Origin of the sequence: Bradyrhizobium sp. ORS 285, assembly GCF_900176205.1 — a bacterium.
GTDB lineage: Bacteria > Pseudomonadota > Alphaproteobacteria > Rhizobiales > Xanthobacteraceae > Bradyrhizobium.
In genome coordinates, this window is record NZ_LT859959.1 from 7,394,862 (window position 1) to 7,411,795 (window position 16,934).

Annotated in this window: 17 protein-coding genes; 9 read left to right on the plus strand and 8 right to left on the minus strand. The window is 64.5% G+C overall.

Annotated elements, in window-relative coordinates; translation table 11 throughout:
• The first annotated feature begins 43 nt into the window (after positions 1-43).
• The 6 genes from ugpA to BRAD285_RS33255 all read left to right on the plus strand — a co-directional run bounded on the left by ugpA (position 44) and on the right by BRAD285_RS33255 (position 4,500).
• A complete protein-coding gene (gene ugpA, locus BRAD285_RS33230) occupies positions 44-925 on the plus strand; it encodes a sn-glycerol-3-phosphate ABC transporter permease UgpA (RefSeq protein WP_006613111.1) in 882 nt (293 codons plus the stop codon).
• On the plus strand, positions 925-1,773 hold the full coding sequence (gene ugpE / locus BRAD285_RS33235) for a sn-glycerol-3-phosphate ABC transporter permease UgpE (protein ID WP_006613110.1): 849 nt from the start codon (positions 925-927) through the stop codon (positions 1,771-1,773). The genes ugpA and ugpE overlap by 1 nt, the downstream gene beginning before the upstream one ends.
• 110 nt (positions 1,774-1,883) lie before the next feature.
• Complete coding sequence (locus BRAD285_RS33240) at positions 1,884-2,963, plus strand: sn-glycerol-3-phosphate import ATP-binding protein UgpC (protein ID WP_006613109.1); 1,080 nt, start codon at positions 1,884-1,886, stop codon at positions 2,961-2,963.
• A gap of 134 nt (positions 2,964-3,097) precedes the next feature.
• Positions 3,098-3,523, plus strand: coding sequence for an Hsp20 family protein (locus BRAD285_RS33245; protein WP_006613108.1), 426 nt, complete (start codon positions 3,098-3,100; stop codon positions 3,521-3,523).
• Positions 3,524-3,581: 58 nt separating this feature from the next.
• The gene (locus tag BRAD285_RS33250; protein ID WP_006613107.1) at positions 3,582-3,845 is read left to right on the plus strand and encodes a DUF1150 domain-containing protein; all 264 of its coding nucleotides are present in this window, start codon (positions 3,582-3,584) and stop codon (positions 3,843-3,845) included.
• A 148-nt stretch (positions 3,846-3,993) separates the two neighbouring features.
• On the plus strand, positions 3,994-4,500 hold the full coding sequence (locus BRAD285_RS33255; RefSeq protein WP_006613106.1) for a GNAT family N-acetyltransferase: 507 nt from the start codon (positions 3,994-3,996) through the stop codon (positions 4,498-4,500).
• A 388-nt stretch (positions 4,501-4,888) separates the two neighbouring features.
• Here the strand turns inward: BRAD285_RS33255 and ptsN are convergent, their stop codons facing one another.
• The 7 genes from ptsN to BRAD285_RS33290 form a co-directional block, all read right to left on the minus strand.
• A complete protein-coding gene (gene ptsN / locus BRAD285_RS33260; protein ID WP_006613105.1) occupies positions 4,889-5,350 on the minus strand; it encodes a PTS IIA-like nitrogen regulatory protein PtsN in 462 nt (153 codons plus the stop codon).
• A 329-nt stretch (positions 5,351-5,679) separates the two neighbouring features.
• Complete coding sequence (gene hpf, locus BRAD285_RS33265) at positions 5,680-6,282, minus strand: ribosome hibernation-promoting factor, HPF/YfiA family (RefSeq protein WP_006613104.1); 603 nt, start codon at positions 6,280-6,282, stop codon at positions 5,680-5,682.
• Positions 6,283-6,354: 72 nt separating this feature from the next.
• The gene (rpoN, locus tag BRAD285_RS33270; RefSeq protein ID WP_006613103.1) at positions 6,355-7,992 is read right to left on the minus strand and encodes an RNA polymerase factor sigma-54; all 1,638 of its coding nucleotides are present in this window, start codon (positions 7,990-7,992) and stop codon (positions 6,355-6,357) included.
• 226 nt (positions 7,993-8,218) lie between these two features.
• On the minus strand, positions 8,219-9,253 hold the full coding sequence (lptB, locus tag BRAD285_RS33275) for an LPS export ABC transporter ATP-binding protein (protein WP_006613102.1): 1,035 nt from the start codon (positions 9,251-9,253) through the stop codon (positions 8,219-8,221).
• 364 nt (positions 9,254-9,617) lie between these two features.
• On the minus strand, positions 9,618-10,301 hold the full coding sequence (locus BRAD285_RS33280; RefSeq protein WP_006613101.1) for an LptA/OstA family protein: 684 nt from the start codon (positions 10,299-10,301) through the stop codon (positions 9,618-9,620).
• A gap of 4 nt (positions 10,302-10,305) precedes the next feature.
• Positions 10,306-11,007, minus strand: coding sequence for an LPS export ABC transporter periplasmic protein LptC (gene lptC / locus BRAD285_RS33285; RefSeq protein ID WP_006613100.1), 702 nt, complete (start codon positions 11,005-11,007; stop codon positions 10,306-10,308).
• 160 nt (positions 11,008-11,167) lie between these two features.
• On the minus strand, positions 11,168-11,782 hold the full coding sequence (locus BRAD285_RS33290; RefSeq protein WP_006613098.1) for a ribonuclease D: 615 nt from the start codon (positions 11,780-11,782) through the stop codon (positions 11,168-11,170).
• 500 nt (positions 11,783-12,282) lie between these two features.
• Between BRAD285_RS33290 and BRAD285_RS33295 the strand changes: the two genes are divergently transcribed.
• From BRAD285_RS33295 to BRAD285_RS33305, 3 genes are all read left to right on the plus strand, one after another.
• A complete protein-coding gene (locus tag BRAD285_RS33295) occupies positions 12,283-13,254 on the plus strand; it encodes a TRAP transporter substrate-binding protein (RefSeq protein WP_006613097.1) in 972 nt (323 codons plus the stop codon).
• A 103-nt stretch (positions 13,255-13,357) separates the two neighbouring features.
• The gene (locus BRAD285_RS33300; RefSeq protein WP_006613096.1) at positions 13,358-13,903 is read left to right on the plus strand and encodes a TRAP transporter small permease; all 546 of its coding nucleotides are present in this window, start codon (positions 13,358-13,360) and stop codon (positions 13,901-13,903) included.
• On the plus strand, positions 13,894-15,186 hold the full coding sequence (locus BRAD285_RS33305) for a TRAP transporter large permease (RefSeq protein WP_006613095.1): 1,293 nt from the start codon (positions 13,894-13,896) through the stop codon (positions 15,184-15,186). The genes BRAD285_RS33300 and BRAD285_RS33305 overlap by 10 nt, the downstream gene beginning before the upstream one ends.
• Before the next feature lie 306 nt (positions 15,187-15,492).
• Here BRAD285_RS33305 and BRAD285_RS33310 read toward each other — a convergent pair whose 3' ends face one another.
• A complete protein-coding gene (locus BRAD285_RS33310; RefSeq protein WP_063828201.1) occupies positions 15,493-16,701 on the minus strand; it encodes a hypothetical protein in 1,209 nt (402 codons plus the stop codon).
• Between the last annotated feature and the right edge of the window lie 233 nt (positions 16,702-16,934).

Below are 16,934 nucleotides of genomic sequence, written 5' to 3' on the forward strand. Positions count from 1 at the left end.
ACCGAGGGGAAGCCTCGCATCTCACCCTCTCGCGGCGCGCTCCATGGAAAAGTCGGTCGTCTTCAACGGCAAGCTGTTGCCCTACCTGCTGCTGGCGCCGCAGCTCGCGATCACACTGATCTTCTTCTACTGGCCGGCCAGCCAGGCGATCTGGCAGTCCTTCCTGCGCGAGGACGCCTTCGGCCTCAATTCCGAATTCGTCGGGCTCGAGAACTACCAGGCGCTGTTCGCCCAGCCGGAATATTACACCGCCATCGGCACGACGGTGGTGTTCTCGTCGCTGGTCACCGTGCTGTCGCTCGGCGTCGCGCTGCTGTTCGCGACGCAAGCCGACAAGAACCTCAAGGGCGCATCCGTCTACAAGACGCTGATGATCTGGCCTTATGCGGTGGCGCCCGCGATCGCCGGCGTGCTCTGGTTCTTCATCTTCCACCCCACCCTCGGCACCCTGGCCCGCCCGCTGCGCATCATGGGCTTCGACTGGAATCCGATGCTCAACGGCACCCACGCGATGGTGCTGGTGGTGATGGCCGCGGTCTGGAAGCAGGTCGCCTACAATTTCCTGTTCTTCCTCGCCGGCCTGCAGGCGATCCCGAAGAGCGTGATCGAGGCCGGCGCGATCGACGGTGCGGGGCCCCTTCGTAGGTTCTGGACCATCATCTTCCCGCTGCTATCCCCGACCACCTTCTTCCTGTTGGTCGTCAACATCGTCTACGTGTTCTTCGAGACCTTCGGCATCATCGACGCGGTCACCGGCGGCGGACCGGCCGGCTCGACCACCACGATGGTCTACAAGGTATTTGCCGACGGCCGGCTCGGCGGCGACCTCGGTGGCTCCGCTGCGCAATCGGTCGTGCTGATGTTGATCGTGATCGCGCTGACCGCGATCCAGTTCCGCTACGTCGAGCGCAAGGTGCAGTACTGATGGTTGAGCATCGTCCGCTCCGGGACCTCGTCGCCTACATCGTACTCTCACTGGGCGTGCTGATCTTCGCCTTCCCGGTTTACGTCGCCTTCGTCGCCTCGACCTATGACGCGGCGACCGTCGTCAGCGGCAACCTGCCGCTCGTCCCGGGCGGCCGCATGCTGGAGAACTACTATCGCGCGGTGTTCGTCGGCGGCTCGCGGTTCATGAACCAGCCGGTGGGCGTGCTGCTCGCCAACTCTTTCATCACCGCGATCGGGATTGCCGTCGGCAAGATCTTCATCTCGATCCTGTCGGCGTTCGCGATCGTGTATTTCCGCTTTCCCTTTCGCAAGACGGCGTTCTGGGTCATCTTCATCACCCTGATGCTGCCGGTCGAGGTCCGCATCTATCCGACCTACAAGATCGTCGCCGATCTGCGCATGCTCGATACCTATGCCGGCCTGATCCTGCCGCTGATCGCCTCGGCCACCGGAACGCTGCTGTTCCGCCAGTTCTTCATGACCATTCCTGACGAGCTGCTGGAGGCGTCGCGCATCGACGGTGCCGGCCCCCTGCGGTTCTTCTGGGACACGCTGCTGCCGCTATCGATGACGACCGTGGCGGCGCTGTTCGTGATCCAGTTCATCTACGGCTGGAATCAGTATCTCTGGCCGCTGCTGATCACCACCAAGGACTCGATGCAGACCATCGTGATCGGCATCAAGAAGATGCTGACCACGACCGACGAGCTCGCCGAGTGGCAGCTCGCGATGGCGACCGCCGTGCTCGCCATGTTGCCGCCGGTCGCCGTCGTCGTCTTCATGCAGCGCCTGTTCGTGAAGGGCTTGGTGGAGACGGAAAAGTGACGGGGGCGAATTGCGAATGGCGAATAACGACTAGGATCGCGATTCCGCCTGAACATCCGCTCTCTCCTCCCCTGCTCGCACCTTCCTCTTCGCCATTCGCTAGGTAACCCATGGCCAACGTCACGCTCCGCAACGTCCGCAAGGTCTATCCCGGCGGCTTCGAGGCCATCAAAGGCATCGACTTCGAAGTCGGCGACGGCCAGTTCTGCGTGCTCGTCGGCCCCTCCGGCTGCGGCAAATCCACGCTGCTGCGGATGGTCGCCGGCCTGGAGACGATCTCGTCGGGCGAGATCGACATCGGAGGTCGCATCGTCAATGCGATCGAACCGGCCGAGCGCGACATCGCCATGGTGTTCCAGAACTACGCGCTCTATCCGCATATGAGCGTGTACAACAACATGGCCTATGGCTTGCGCAATCGCCGCGTGCCGGAAGCCGAGATCAAGGCGCGGGTCGAGGATGCCGCGCGCATCCTCGAGCTCGGCAGCATGCTGGAACGCAAGCCGCGCCAGCTCTCCGGCGGCCAGCGCCAGCGCGTCGCGATGGGCCGCGCCATCGTGCGGCAGCCGAAAGTGTTCCTGTTCGACGAGCCGCTGTCCAACCTCGACGCCAAGCTGCGCATCGCGATGCGGGTCGAGATCCGCAAGCTGCAGCGCCGCCTCGCCACGACGGCGATCTACGTCACGCACGACCAGCTCGAGGCGATGACGCTCGCCGACATTCTCGTGGTGATGAACGGCGGCAAGGTCGAGCAGATCGGCAACCCGCTCGAAATCTATCAGAAGCCGGCGACGACCTTCGTGGCCTCCTTCATCGGCGCGCCGCCGATGAACCTGATGCCGATCGGGGCCGTCCGGGCGCAGCTCCACGGCGCGGAGGCGGTTCCCGCGGAAGCCGGGCAGCTCGGCATTCGTCCCGAGGATTTCGAGCTTGGCGACACCGTGCCGGCCGGCGGCATCGGTCTCGACCTCCGCGTCGACGCGATCGAGCATGTCGGCGCCGAGACCTATGTCTACGGCGCCCGCCAGGATGGCGGCAACAATGACAGCCTCACCGCCACGGCGAACGACGTCATCGTGCGGCTGCCGGGCACCACGGCGCCCGACATTGGAACCCGGATCCGAGCCGTGGCGCCGCGATCCAAGCTGCACCTGTTCTCGGCCGACGGCCGGCAGCGGCTGGCCGTTTAAGCCCTTCCACAGACGACCATTCTGCCGGTTTCGCGGGTGCTTGAACGCGCGCGCATTCGTGCCCATATTGCTGCTCAAGGGGCGCCGTCAGGGCCCTGATACATCAAAGTCGCTTCGAGAGGACTTTGTAAACCATGTCTCGTGTTCCTTCGCTCTCCAGCCCGTTCCTTCTGGGCTTCGACGAGATCGAGCGTGTGCTCGACCGCGTCGTCAAAGGTGCCGACGGTTATCCGCCCTACAATATCGAACGGTTCGAACGCACCAATGGCCAGCCCGAGCGGCTGCGGATCACGTTGGCGGTGGCGGGTTTCACCCGTGACCAACTCGATGTCACCATTGAGGAAAACCAGCTCGTTATCCGAGGCCGGCAGCAGGACGACAAGACCAGGCAATACATTCATCGCGGCATCGCCGCGCGCCACTTCCAGCGCACCTTCGTGCTGGCGGAGGGAATGCACGTGCTCGGTGCGGACCTGAAGAACGGGCTGTTGTCGGTCGATCTGGCCAGGCCTGAACCTGAGCGGATCGTTAAGACAATAGCGATCAATGAACACGAATAATGGTGTGATGGAACGAGTAGCGGACTCGACCGCTTGAGTCTCAGAAGGAGTCGAGACCATGACTGAAGGTAATGTTGCGTCGGAATCCCCCGTCTCCCTGGAGTCGCTGGCGACCTTGGGCGAAGGCCACATCGCTTACGTGAAGCAGATCCGCTCCGAAGACGTGCCCGGACTGTTTCCGCAGGCGCCGCAGATCGCGCCGGGACTGAAGCTGTTCGCCCTGCATGCCGCCGACGGCACGCCGATCATGCTCACCGACAGCCGCGAAGCCGCGATTGCTAACGCGTGGAGCCACGAACTCCAGGCCGTGAGCGTTCACTAAACGAGACCCGGAGATCACGCGCGACGGCGTCTTGCGAGAGACGCCGTTGTTGTGAGGCCCAAGCGGCTCATGCACTGATACGAGGGCGGTCCCCCAGCCAGGGGACGGCCCTTTTTTCTTGCCAGTTTTTGCCATGACGATCGTCGAGATGAGTCCGTTGGTCACACCGGTGAGCGCGACCGAGCTACGAAGCGACGATTCGCTAGCGACGAGTCTCCTCGCGCTCAACAATGCGCATGCGTCCGAGCTGTCATGGCTGACGCCCGAGGCGCTCGCCCATCTGATCAGGCAGGCGTGGCGCGCCTGGCGGATCGGCGAAGCCGACGCGCTGCTGATCGCGCTGGACCAGACCGTCGACTACGACAGTCCAAACTATCACTGGTTCCGCGCCCGCTATGATCGTTTCATCTATGTCGATCGAATCGTTGTGGCCCAGAGTGCGCGCGGGCGGGGGCTCGCACGCGTGCTCTATGAGCAGCTGGTTCGTGATGCCCAGGCGGCGGATCATCAGCGCATCGTCTGCGAAGTCAATGTCGATCCGCCGAATCCGCAATCCGATGCCTTCCACGCCGCGCTCGGCTTCGAGCCGCTGGCAACAGCCAGCATCCACGGCGGCACCAAGACCGTGCGCTACCTGATCAAGCCGTTGAGCTAGAGCGCGCAGCTTATAGGTCAGCCTCCCGTGGGGGGCGGTGTCGCATTTGACGATCGCAGTTATGTGCTCGTCTCGCTCCACGTCGTCATGGCCGGGCTTGTCCCGGCCATCCACGTCGTCCGGCACCCTGAGAACGACGTGGATGCCCGGGACAAGCCCGGGCATGACGGAGTAACAAATGAGCAGAATCGTTCTCCGGGACAGCCGCACATCACAATTTGCGATAGCCCTCTCCCTCCAACAGAGGGACGACTGAGATCGCGGTGCCTGCCGTCGTCATAGAGGGTGGAGAAGGTTGCGCTGAGCAGCTGCCCAGCCTCAGCCCAAGAGCATCAACGGCATACGTTTGCACGCACCGCAGCGTGATCTCGGGGATAAGGAGTGCGCGTCAGGCCGCGGATGCCGGCGGCAGGGCCAGCACCGAATAGATCGCCTGCGCATCGCGCGAGGCGCGGAGCTTCTTGGCGACGTCCTGGTCGCGCAGCAGCCGGGCGATGCGCGCCAGCGCCTTCAGGTGATCGGCGCCGGCGCCTTCGGGAGCGAGCAGGAGGAACACGAGATCGACCGGCTGGCCGTCCATGGCCTCGAAATCGATCGGCCGCTCAAGCCGGGCGAACAGGCCGAACAGCTTCTCCAGCTTCGGCAGCTTGCCATGGGGAATCGCCACGCCGTAGCCCACCGCCGTCGTGCCGAGCTTCTCCCGCTGCAGCAGAACCTCGAACACGCTCCGCTCATTCTGCCCGGTCAGCGCAGCCGCACGCGCCGCCAGCTCCTGGAGCGTCTGCTTCTTACTGATGACCTTCAAAGCCGGCAGGATCGCCTCGGGTGCGACCAGATCGGTAATCGGCATAGGGCGTTCCGAGGTGATTGAACCGTCAGGGTGCGAAATAGGTCGGGACAGACCGGCGTCAAGAAGCTGAGGCGGCAGGCGGGCTTACCCCGTGTCCAATGCGAGGCGCTTCTACCCCAACGCAACGGCGGTGCCAACTCCCGCAAGCATGTTCCCGCAGCCTATCCTTAAAGATCGCCGGAGCGTGGCGCCCTGAAGGCGGCAACGCGCCGGCCCGGCGGGTGGCCCCCATACGCGGCCGCGGCGTGACGCCGCAAGCGATCCGCCAAACACCTGATCAGGAACCATTTTCTCGTTCGTGGGATGACCGCGCAGCCCCGGCCGTACGACTACGGCTTCACGGCGGGCGGATCGACCCAACCGATGTTGCCGTCAGCGCGACGGTAGATGATGTTCACCCGCCCGCTGGAACCGTGCTGAAAAACCATGCAGGGTGCACCCGAAAGATCGAGTTCGAGCACCGCTTCCGACACCGACAGGCGCTTCAGCGCGGTGGTGTTCTCGGCGATGATGACGGGATTGTAGCCGGTGATCTCCTCGTCGCCCTCGGCGGGCGCCTCGATCACGTAGCTCGGCGCATCGAGCAACGCGCCGTCAAGGCCGGCGAGCGCGGCGCTGGCCGCATGGGATTTGCGCGCCGATCGGTCCTTCAGCCGGCTTTTGTAGCGGCGCAGGCGCTTTTCGATCATCAACAGCGCCTGGTCGGCGCTGGCATAGGCATCCGGCGCGTTCGATTCGGCCTCGAGGGTGATCCCCGAATCAAGGTGCAGTGCGCAATCGGTCTTGAACCCGAAGCCGTCCTTGGAGAGCGTGACGTGGCCGGAATAATTGCCGTCGAAATATTTGCGCAACACCTCGTCGGTGCGCTCGCTGACGCGGCCGCGCAGCGCTTCGCTGACGCTGATGCTCTTTCCGGAAATCCGCAGGGTCATGTGTCGCCTCGATTCATGTGAACCGATGATGACACTAAGCCTATTTGGTTAAGGCGCAATCGCGCGGCACGGTCAAACTGACGCGGTATCCCGGGTCCGGTCGGTGCTGGCCGGCGACGAAAGTGCATGCGCCAGCATGCTCTGCTTGTCGCGGCGGCGCTGGACCGAGGACGGGATCCGCATTGCTTCCCGGTATTTCGCGACCGTGCGGCGGGCGATGTCGATGCCGGCGGCGCGCAGCTTCTCGACGATGGTATCGTCGGAGAGAATTGCGGAGGGATCTTCCGCATCGATCAGCTGCTTGATGTGATGCCGCACGGCTTCCGCCGAATGCGCCTCGCCGCCATCGGCCGACGCAATCGAGGCGGTGAAGAAATATTTCAGCTCGAATGTGCCGCGATTGGTCGCCATGTATTTGTTGGCGGTGACGCGCGACACCGTCGATTCGTGCATCTGGATCGCATCCGCGACGGCCTTCAGGTTCAACGGGCGCAGATGCGCGACGCCGTGAGTGAAGAAGCCGTCCTGCTGACGCACGATCTCAGTCGCCACCTTCAGGATCGTGCGCGCACGCTGGTCGAGCGCACGCACCAGCCACGTCGCGTTCTGCAGGCAGTCGGTGAAGTAGGACTTGTCGCCGTCCTTGCGGATCGTCTTCGACAGCTCGGAGTAATAGACCTGGTTGACCAGGACGCGCGGCAGCGTGTCGCTGTTGAGCTCGACCAGCCAGCCGCCGTCGGGACCGGGACGCACATAGACGTCGGGCACCATGGTCTGCGTGCGCGTCGTGCCGAACTTCAGGCCCGGCTTCGGATCGAGCCGGCGGATCTCGCCGATCATGTCGACGAGGTCTTCGTCATCGACGCCGCACAGCTTGCGGAGTGCTGCAAAGTCGCGCTTCGCCAGGAGATCCAGATGCTCGATCAGCGCCTGCATCGCCGGGTCGTAGCGATCGAGCTCGCGCAGCTGGATCGCGAGGCATTCGCTCAGGTTGCGCGCGCAGATGCCGGGCGGATCGAAGGTCTGCAGCACGCCCAGCACCGCGTCGACATCGGCCTGCTCGGCGCCGAGGCGATCGGCGGCCTGTCCGAGATCGACCGGCAGGTAGCCGGCTTCGTCGACGAGATCGATCAGGTACTGGCCGATCATGCGGTCGGCCGGCGAGACGAAGGCGACCGCGGCCTGTTCGGCGAGATGATCGGACAGCGTCGTCTCGGCTGCGACGAAAGCTTCGAGATTGTAGTCCTCGTCGCCGGAGGCGCCGCCGCCCCATTCCGTGTAGGTCGTGGGCGCGGCGTCCTGCGCCGTGCGCGCCGCCGCTTCCGCCGGCTCCTCGGAGAACACATTGTCGAGGCCGGTATCGAGCGTCTGTTCGATCTCCGTACGGGTGCCGAGATCACGGCTCATCCAGTCTTCTGGCGCGCTCTCATAGCTCTCGCCGCTGCTGCTGCCGCCCTCGCCGAAATCGTCGCCACCGCTCTCGCCGCCTTCGGAGAATTCGCCGCGCTCGGCCATCTGCTGCTCGCCGGCAACCGGCGCTTCCGGGCCGTCGCTCGCGCGCTCCAGCAGCGGATTGCGCTCCAGTTCCTCTTCAACGAAGGTGGAGAGATCGAGATTGGACAGCTGCAGGAGCTTGATCGCCTGCATCAGCTGCGGCGTCATCACCAGCGACTGTGACTGGCGGAATTCTAATCTCTGCGTCAACGCCATGGGAGCAAGAACATTCCCTTACTGGTCCAATTCTTGCTTATCCTAATCTGCGCGCGATGTACACGGCTTGACGAATAAGAAAAACGGAGTATGGCGCGCCTGACAAGACGAGATTACCGTTCTCGCAAACCGCTTGGAAACAGCATGAATCGCGATGTTTCCGTCCCCTGTCGCAGGCGCGACAAAAGCCGACAAACAGCGCGTCCGTAATCCTACAGCCTGAATTCTACAGCCTGAACTCCTCGCCGAGATATAGCCTGCGCACGTCGGGATCGGCGACGATCTCCTCGGGGCTGCCTTCGGTGAGAATCTGCCCGGCATAGACGATGTAGGCCCGGTCGGTCAGGCCCAGCGTCTCACGCACGTTATGGTCGGTGATCAGCACGCCGATGCCGCGGTTGGTGAGATGGCGCACCAGCTGCTGAATGTCGCCGACCGCGATCGGGTCGATGCCGGCGAACGGCTCGTCGAGCAGCATATAGTTCGGCCGCGTGGCGAGCGCGCGCGCGATCTCGACGCGGCGGCGCTCACCGCCGGACAGCGCGATCGACGGCGATTTGCGCAGCCGCGTGATGGTGAATTCTTCCAGCAGTGCGTCGAGCTCGCGCTCGCGCTTCTTGCGCGAGGGCTCGACCACTTCGAGCACGGCGCGGATGTTCTGCTCGACCGTGAGGCCGCGGAAGATCGAGGCCTCCTGCGGCAGATAGCCGATGCCGAGGCGGGCGCGCTGATACATCGGCAGTCGCGTGACGTCGTGACCGTCGAGCTCGATGGCGCCGCGATCGGCCTTGATCAGGCCGGTGATCATGTAGAACACGGTGGTCTTGCCGGCGCCGTTCGGGCCGAGCAGGCCGACGGCCTCGCCGCGGCGGACATAGATCGAGACGCCGCGCACGACTTGGCGGCTGCCAAAGCTCTTCTCGATCGAATGGACTGCGAGGAAGCCCGGACGGCGCAACAGCTGCGGGCCACCGCCATTGCCGTTGCTGCGCGGCTTGGCCGGCGTCGGCTGCGAGGCCGGCCGCTTGCGCTGGATCTGCTCGGTGTTCTGCGGCGAGCGCGGATTGATCCGCATCGACGGCTGCTGCTCGTTGCGCACGGAGTCGTTGCGAACGGAATCGGCGAGCACAGCCAGGGGATCGTCGACCTGCGACGGGCCGAAGGGATCGTCCATGGACGTGATGTCGTCGCGACGGCGCGCGGAGCCTCGCTGGCCACGCTTGGCGGGACGCCCACGAAACATGCCGAGTAGATCCACCATCCCCGCTTCGCTTACGCCCTTCGAAGCTGCCGTCACCGACCGCAGCGCTGGCTCGCCCGCCCACCACGAGCGAACGCATCTCACCTGTCTCGCGGATCGACTGGAGCGCAAGACCAGCCAAAGCGCGGATCACCCGCGCTCCGGAGTTTGTCGTCTGACGGCGAGGTCACGGGTCGCATCCGACGGACACGCGGTCGCAAAATCGCAATCGGCGCCCAGCATCACGCTCCCACACACACGCTCAGCCCGCCCCAAGGCGGCCTGGCGGCTGTGGTCCCGCAATGCGAACAGCTCGTGTCGCTAGATAGAGGCAGGTGCGGCGCGGTTCAACTGGAGCCGGAAGCGATTTGCTAAATAATTGAAGTCACTTTGGTTTGTTGCCGAGCGACAACGAGCCGGATGGCCCGGGCGACGATCCGCAGCCGCCGCTGGCACCCGATCCCGATCCTGATCCTGCGTTCGGCAGCAGCACCTGCACGCCGCGCCCGCCGTCCGATTCGACCCGCGACACGCCGGTGGTCATGTCGACGGTCAGGCGGTCGCCGCGCATCACGTTCTTGCACTGGGTCATGACCACGCCGCCCTGCATCGTGATCATGTTGGTCTTGGTGTCGTAGACCGCAGTCTCGCCGGTCACGACCTGATCCTTCTGGGTCACCTTGACGTCGCCGCGCGCCTCCATGCGGCGGATCGCCGAACTGCCCTCCGGCCCCGGCGTGGCGGCCTGGGCGGCCTTCGCCGGCTTGGCGCCGCCCGCCTGGGCGCCGCCGTCATAGAACACCACCAGCGACTTCGAGGTCATGGTGGTATCGCCCTGCACGACCTTGACGTTGCCGGAGAAGGTCGCCTCCTTCTTCTTGTCGCGCATCTCCAGCGACGCCGCCTCGATCTGGATCGGCTGGTCGCGGTTCTGCGAGAAGCCCTGCAGCGCATTCTGCTGGCCGGTGATCGAGCTCTGCGCCTGTGAGGCAACGGGCAGCGCGAGCATCGCCAGCACGGCGAAGCCGGCAGCGCGAGTGAGGGCGGACTTGAAACGGCACGGGGTCATTGGTTCACTTCGTGTTGCGGGCCGCACGGCCGGTATCGGCGCTCGCGGTCGTGGCCGGGGCGGCATTCATGGTGTCGAGGTTCATCACCACATTGCCCTCGAAGCGAACGACATCGCCATTGTCGATGATGCGCAGGCGATCGGCGGAAAGCGTGCCGTTCGTCAGCTTGACGTCGACGCGCTCGTCCGAAGAGACCGTGCCCTTGGCCATGTCGACCGAGGCGCGGCTGAGGCGCGCCTCGTAGCCGGTCGAGGTCGTCAGCAGGATGTCCTTCTTCAATTCGAGCTGCTGCTGCTTGGTGTCGAACACGCCGGTGTTCGCCTTCAAGGTCACCGTCGACTGGTCCTCCATCAGCACCTTGGCGCGGAGGATGTTGAGCTCGACATGATCGGGATCGGTGAGATCCTGCACGGCGCTGTGAGCGACGAGATCATACGGCCGCTGGTCCGGCGTGAAGCCGGTGAGATGCGGCGTCTCCATCGTGATCTTGCGGCCGGAGATGACGAGATTGCCGGAGAGATTGTTGGTCTCGACCGTGACGCGGAAATCGTTGAAGAAGGCGACGTAGAGCACGACCGCCATCGCCAGCCCCACTGCCGTCGGCACGGCGATCCGCAACGCGCGCACGAAGCGGCTGTGGCGCGCCGCCACCGCGAAGCGCGCCTGCAAGGTGGGATCATAGACCGGGTTCTGGACCGAGTTCACCAGGGCTCCGACGGACACGGGACGCGTGCGAAACAGCGGCCATCCTACCATGGCCGTGCCGGGCATTGCAGCCTGGAACTGGCGCGAAATCGCGACGCAGGGGCGTCGCGATGATTAAGAGACATTAATGATTCTGAACGGCCGCCCTCCGCCGGCCGCATCAGGAATGCGCAAAAATGTCCTCGGCCTCGAATCCGCCCAGATCGAGGGTGGCCCGGTGCGGCAGGAACGCGAAACAGGCCTGCGCCAGCGCGAGCCGGCCCTCGCGCGCCAGCATCACGTCGAGCTTCTCGCGCAGCGCATGCAGATGCAACACGTCGGAGGCGGCGTAAGCGAGCTGCGGCTCGCTCAAGGCATCGGCGCCCCAGTCGCTCGACTGCTGCTGCTTCGACAGATCGACGTTGAGCAGCTCGCGGACGAGATCCTTCAGGCCATGGCGGTCGGTGTAGGTACGGGCCAGCCGCGAGGCGATCTTGGTGCAGTACACCGGCTGCGGCATCACGCCGAAAGTATGAAACAACGTCGCGACGTCGAAGCGCGCGAAGTGGAAGATCTTGGTGATCGCGGGATTGCCGAGCAGCGCCTTGAGGTTTGGCGCGTCGGTGTGCCCCTTCGGGATCTGCACCACGTCGGCCGAGCCGTCGCCGGGCGACAGTTGCACCACGCACAGCCGGTCGCGGTGCGGATTGAGCCCCATCGTCTCGGTGTCGATCGCCACCGAGGTGGTGTAGCGGGAGAGATCGGGCAGGTCGCCACGGTGCAGGCGGACGGTCATGGGTATCAAACCTCGGTCGAATCGATGTCGGAGCCACGCGCCGGGCGACGCCGCGGCAAGCGCTCGGGAACAGGCTGTAGCCCGACACTGGTAACCATCCGGCAAACGCGCCGCGCCCGCCCGGAGATCAGCCCAGGGAATGCCAGCCGGGCTGCCCGGACGCAAGGCCCGGCTGGCACCAGCGCTGGGATGCAAGACCGCGCCCCCGACCCCCGCAACCGTCCTTAAAGACGGACACCACGCGGCCCCCGAGGACACGGACCGGTTGTGCGGCAACCGACGAGGACGAGCCGGACCGGCTGTTTGCGCCCCGGCCCCTCCTATCCCCTCGATCGATGCCACTCTTGCATCGATCAATGCCGCCTTTGGCTTTGACAGAGAATGCCGCCCGCCCTAGGCACGAGATTGGCGCTTGACTACGCAGCATTTGCGGTGGAGCGACCCAAGTCGGCCCGCAGACTCTGCCCAACGACGACAAAACAAACGAGGAGGAAGCCCAGATGAAGACAGTCTCAGCTCTCATTGCAGCCGCCGTGCTGGCGGTCTCGTCGCCCCTGGCGATGGCGCGCGATTTCCGCTCCGCCGACGTGCATCCGGCCGACTATCCCACCGTCGAAGCCGTCAAGTTCATGGGCAAGGAGCTTGCGGCCGCGAGCGGCGGCAAGCTGGGCGTGAAGGTGTTCCCGAACGGCGCGCTCGGCTCCGAGAAGGACACGATCGAGCAGCTCAAGATCGGCGCGCTCGACATGATGCGCATCAACTCCTCGCCGCTCAACAATTTCGTGCCCGAGACCGTCGCGCTGTGCCTGCCCTTCGTGTTCCGCGACACCCAGCACATGCGCAACGTGCTGGACGGCCCGATCGGCGACGAGATCCTGGCCGCCATGGAGCCCGCCGGCCTGATCGGCCTCGCTTATTATGATAGCGGCGCGCGCTCGATCTACACGGTCAAGGCGCCGGTCAAGTCGCTCGCCGACCTCAAGGGCCTGAAGATCCGCGTGCAGCAGTCCGACCTCTGGGTCGGCATGATCCAGAGCCTCGGCGCCAACCCGACCCCGATGCCCTATGGCGAGGTCTACACCGCGCTGAAAACGGGTCTGGTCGACGCCGCCGAGAACAACTGGCCGTCCTACGAATCCTCGCGTCATTTCGAGGCCGCCAAGTTCTACAACGTCACCGAGCACTCGCTGGCGCCTGAAGTCCTCGTGATGTCCAAGAAGGTCTGGGACACGCTCAGCAAGGACGACCAGGCGCTTGTCCGCAAGGCGGCCAAGGACTCCGTGCCGGTCATGCGCAAGCTCTGGGACGAGCGCGAGCAGGCTTCGCGCAAGGCCGTCGAGGCCGCCGGCGTGCAGGTCATCACCGTCGCCAACAAGCAGGAATTCGTCGACGCGATGAAGCCGGTCTACCAGAAATTCGCCGGCGACGAGAAGCTCCAGAGCCTCGTCAAGCGCATCCAGGACACCAAGTAAACCAGACTAACGACACGACCTGACAGTACCAACTAACAACAATAGTAACCGGCTCCGGCGTCGTCATCGGCGACGCCGGATGCAGGCCAGGGGAGGGACGGGAATGACAGACCCACATGTCGGCGACCACGAGCACGGTGAGGGGCGCCCATCACGCGGCCCGCTGACGCGGATCAACGCCGTCGTCGCGCGGCTGGGCATGTATCTCTCCGTCGCCGGCCTGCTCATCATCGTCACCATCGTATTCTACCAGGTGTTCGGACGCTACGTGCTGAACTCCAGCCCGACCTGGACCGAGAATCTGGCGCTGGTCCTGATCCTCTATGTCACCTTGATCGGCGGCGCCGTCGGAGTCCGCGATGCCGGGCATATCGGCATGGACAGTCTTCTCGTGATGCTGCCGGACTCCACGCGCGAGAAGATCGAGATCGTGATTCACGTGCTGGTCGCGCTGTTCGGCCTCGCCATGGCCTATAATGGCTGGATCCTCGGCGCCTCCGTCGGCACCGTGAAGATCGCCAATCTCGGCCTGCCTGAGCTCGTCCGCTATGTCCCGCTGGTCGTCTCCGGGGTCCTGATCGTCTCCTTCTCAATCGAGCACATCATTGCTCTCCTGCGCGGTGAAGAGGTCATCCCGTCATGGAACTGATCATTCTCGGCGTCACCTTCTTCGGCTTTCTCATTCTCGGCGTCCCCGTCGCGTTTGCCATCGGCCTCTCCGCGATCTGTACCATTCTCTATGAAGGCCTGCCGGTCGCCGTCATCTTCCAGCAGATGATGTCGGGGATGAACATCTTCTCGTTCCTGGCCATCCCGTTCTTCGTGTTCAGCGGCGAGCTGATGCTGCATGGCGGCGTCGCCGACAAGATCGTGCAGCTCGCGAAAAACCTCGTCGGCCACATCCGCGGCGGATTGGGCATGTCGAACGTCGTCGCCTGTACGCTGTTCGGCGGCGTTTCCGGCTCACCTGTTGCCGACGTGTCGGCGATGGGCGCGGTGATGATCCCGATGATGAAGAAGGAAGGGTTCGACACCGACTACGCCGTCAACGTCACCACCCACGCCTCCCTGGTCGGCGCTCTGATGCCGACCAGCCACAACATGATCATCTATGCGCTCGCGGCCGGCGGCAAGGTGTCGATCGGCGCGCTGATCGCCGCCGGCCTGCTGCCGGCCCTGGTGCTGATGGTCTGCATGCTGGTCGCGGCCTATGCGGTGGCCGTGAAGCGTGGCTATCCCGCCGGCAAGTTTCCCGGATGGTCCGAGGTGGCCCGCTCGTTCGCGGCGGCGCTGCCGGGACTCCTGATCGTCGGCATCATCCTGGCGGGCATCCTCTCCGGCGTCTTCACCGCCACCGAGTCCGCGGCCGTCGCGGTCACCTACACGATCGTGCTGACGTTCTTCATCTACCGCACGATGACCTTGTCTAACTTCCTGCGCGCCGCCGCCAAGGCCGTGAAGACCACCGGCGTCGTGTTGCTGCTGATCGGCGTCTCCACCATGTTCCAGTATCTGATGGGACTCTACGAAGTCGCCGACTTCGCCGGCGACCTGATGAGCAAGGTCTCGACGCAGCCCTGGATGATCTTCCTGCTGATCAACATCATCCTGTTCCTGCTCGGCACCTTCATGGACATGGCAGCGACCATCCTGATCTGCACCCCCATCTTCCTGCCGATCGCGATGAAGGCGGGCATGGACCCGGTGCAGTTCGGCATGCTGATGCTGATCAACTGCGCACTCGGCCTCAACACACCGCCGGTCGGCACCACGCAATTCGTCGGCTGCGCCATCGGCGGCATCTCGGTCGGCGCCGTCATGCGCACCATCGTGCCGTTCTATGCCGCGCTGATTGCAGCACTGATGTTCGTCACCTACGTCCCGGCGTTCTCGCTATGGCTGCCGCGGCTGCTGATGGGATACAAGGGATAGGTGGAAGCGGTCGGCAGTTTGTGGGCCAGTCCCGGCCGGCAAACCGCGCCTGCCATGGCTTGCTGACAACAACATTTGCCGACCGCGTAGGGTGGGCAAAGGCGCGCCCGATAGCCGGTGGCGTAAGAGGTCTCGCGCGCGACGTGCCCACCGCAGCATCGCGCCGAGATCAAGATGGTGGGCACGGCGCACCAGCAGCGGCGCAAGCCGTGAGATCTCGCGACGCGCCTTTGCCCACCCTACAGCCTGATAGCCACCTTCTCCGCTGTCGTCCCGGACAAGCCCGCCGACGCGACGCGTCGACGCTTACTTGACGCAGGACCGCGCGACGATGCCGATCTTGCGGCGGTCGCCGGCGAGGTCGAATTCCAGCCCCATCGCGGTCTCCGAGTCGACCTTGCCGATCCCATCATAGTCGATCTCGACCCGCTTGGCCGCTTGCAGGTCGGCCATCGTCGCGCCGACGATCTGCGCCGATGCCTGAGGGCCGAGCGGGCCAGCCTCCAGCGCGACCAGCTTGAGCGGAAAGCTGCGCCTGCCGGACTCGCTGACCAGAAACACCGAACGGTCCTCCATGATGTCGCGCATCGTCGGCTCGAAGGTCCTGAGATCGACGTTCCAGTTCGGGATCATCGCCAGATGGACGGTCGAGGCGTCGCCGCGGCAATACAGGCGGAGGCGGAAGCTCACGAAGGTCGACCGGTTGTTGATCTCGACATAGGCGCCGCCGGCACCGAACGGCTCGATCGTCATCGGGCTGGAATATTTGTTGCTGATCTCGATACCGAGATCAGTGATCTCCTGCCGCTTCAGCCACCTGACCTCGCGCCATGGCGTCTCGGCGGCGGCCAGAGCGAGCAGCTTCGGGCTGGCATCCATGCGCAGGACATAGGTGATCAGCGTGCCCATCATGGCCTGATCCGCGGCACGGTCGAGCGCGCTGGCGGTCTTGGCTTTCGGCTCCTTGATCGCCTCGGGATCGTGAAACTGCTGCACGCCAAGCTCCCCATCCTTGGCAGCGCGGCGGACGCCGCCAAGAAACGCGAAGACGCAGGCCGACGCACAACGTCCTGGATCTTTGCCGCCGTCGATCGTGTTGATGAAGCCGCTCTCCGCATCAAGCTTGCCGGTGGTCTTCCCGACCGAGCTATGCAGGTTCTGCTCGCGAACCATCTCACCGAGCTTCATCGCAGCGGTGAGGTCGCCGCCGGGCGAGTTGAACACGATGTCATAGGCATTCTTGCCCTTGGCGATGAAGCGCCGAAACACCTCCGGTGTGTCGCGCTGGATGGTGCCCTCGGCCGCGATCCACGAGCAGCCGTTGCAATTGCCGGTATCGCCGGCGTTGAAGAACTGCATCGGCTTGGACGCATCGTAGGTGAATGTCTCGTCCGCGGCGGAGGGCTGCGGACGCAGTGCGGCGACGGCAAGCAGCACAAGTGTCAACAGGCGAAGAGACGGGCGGCGGTCCGCAGCCGCAAAGGGCTTTGCGCGGGCGGGGGTGATGAACGACATGGATTGGTCCGTGACACCGGAAAAAGGGGACGTGGTCGGCTGCCGGAGCCGAGGCAATGGCAGGAATGTGCGATCGACGACGGGTGGCAAAGCGTGGCGTGACCTCGCCCGGCTGCAGTGCTGGACGAAGCCGGCCTGCCGAGCGGGAGAATGCTACCGCCAGCAATCACAGATCGCAAGCGCGCCGCTCTACCCCCAAGGCCTACGTGCGCTGAAGCGAAAATCGCTTAAAT

Coding starts and splice junctions, on each gene's coding strand:
- BRAD285_RS33245 (WP_006613108.1), top strand. CDS start 3,098: ATGTCTCGTGTTCCTTCGCTCTCCAGCCCGTTCCTTCTGGGCTTCGAC.
- ugpE (WP_006613110.1), top strand. CDS start 925: ATGGTTGAGCATCGTCCGCTCCGGGACCTCGTCGCCTACATCGTACTC.
- BRAD285_RS33300 (WP_006613096.1), top strand. CDS start 13,358: ATGACAGACCCACATGTCGGCGACCACGAGCACGGTGAGGGGCGCCCA.
- BRAD285_RS33310 (WP_063828201.1), bottom strand. CDS start 16,701: ATGTCGTTCATCACCCCCGCCCGCGCAAAGCCCTTTGCGGCTGCGGAC.
- BRAD285_RS33250 (WP_006613107.1), top strand. CDS start 3,582: ATGACTGAAGGTAATGTTGCGTCGGAATCCCCCGTCTCCCTGGAGTCG.
- rpoN (WP_006613103.1), bottom strand. CDS start 7,992: ATGGCGTTGACGCAGAGATTAGAATTCCGCCAGTCACAGTCGCTGGTG.
- BRAD285_RS33305 (WP_006613095.1), top strand. CDS start 13,894: ATGGAACTGATCATTCTCGGCGTCACCTTCTTCGGCTTTCTCATTCTC.
- BRAD285_RS33295 (WP_006613097.1), top strand. CDS start 12,283: ATGAAGACAGTCTCAGCTCTCATTGCAGCCGCCGTGCTGGCGGTCTCG.
- hpf (WP_006613104.1), bottom strand. CDS start 6,282: ATGACCCTGCGGATTTCCGGAAAGAGCATCAGCGTCAGCGAAGCGCTG.
- ptsN (WP_006613105.1), bottom strand. CDS start 5,350: ATGCCGATTACCGATCTGGTCGCACCCGAGGCGATCCTGCCGGCTTTG.
- BRAD285_RS33280 (WP_006613101.1), bottom strand. CDS start 10,301: ATGACCCCGTGCCGTTTCAAGTCCGCCCTCACTCGCGCTGCCGGCTTC.
- ugpA (WP_006613111.1), top strand. CDS start 44: ATGGAAAAGTCGGTCGTCTTCAACGGCAAGCTGTTGCCCTACCTGCTG.
- BRAD285_RS33240 (WP_006613109.1), top strand. CDS start 1,884: ATGGCCAACGTCACGCTCCGCAACGTCCGCAAGGTCTATCCCGGCGGC.
- lptB (WP_006613102.1), bottom strand. CDS start 9,253: ATGGTGGATCTACTCGGCATGTTTCGTGGGCGTCCCGCCAAGCGTGGC.
- BRAD285_RS33255 (WP_006613106.1), top strand. CDS start 3,994: ATGAGTCCGTTGGTCACACCGGTGAGCGCGACCGAGCTACGAAGCGAC.
- BRAD285_RS33290 (WP_006613098.1), bottom strand. CDS start 11,782: ATGACCGTCCGCCTGCACCGTGGCGACCTGCCCGATCTCTCCCGCTAC.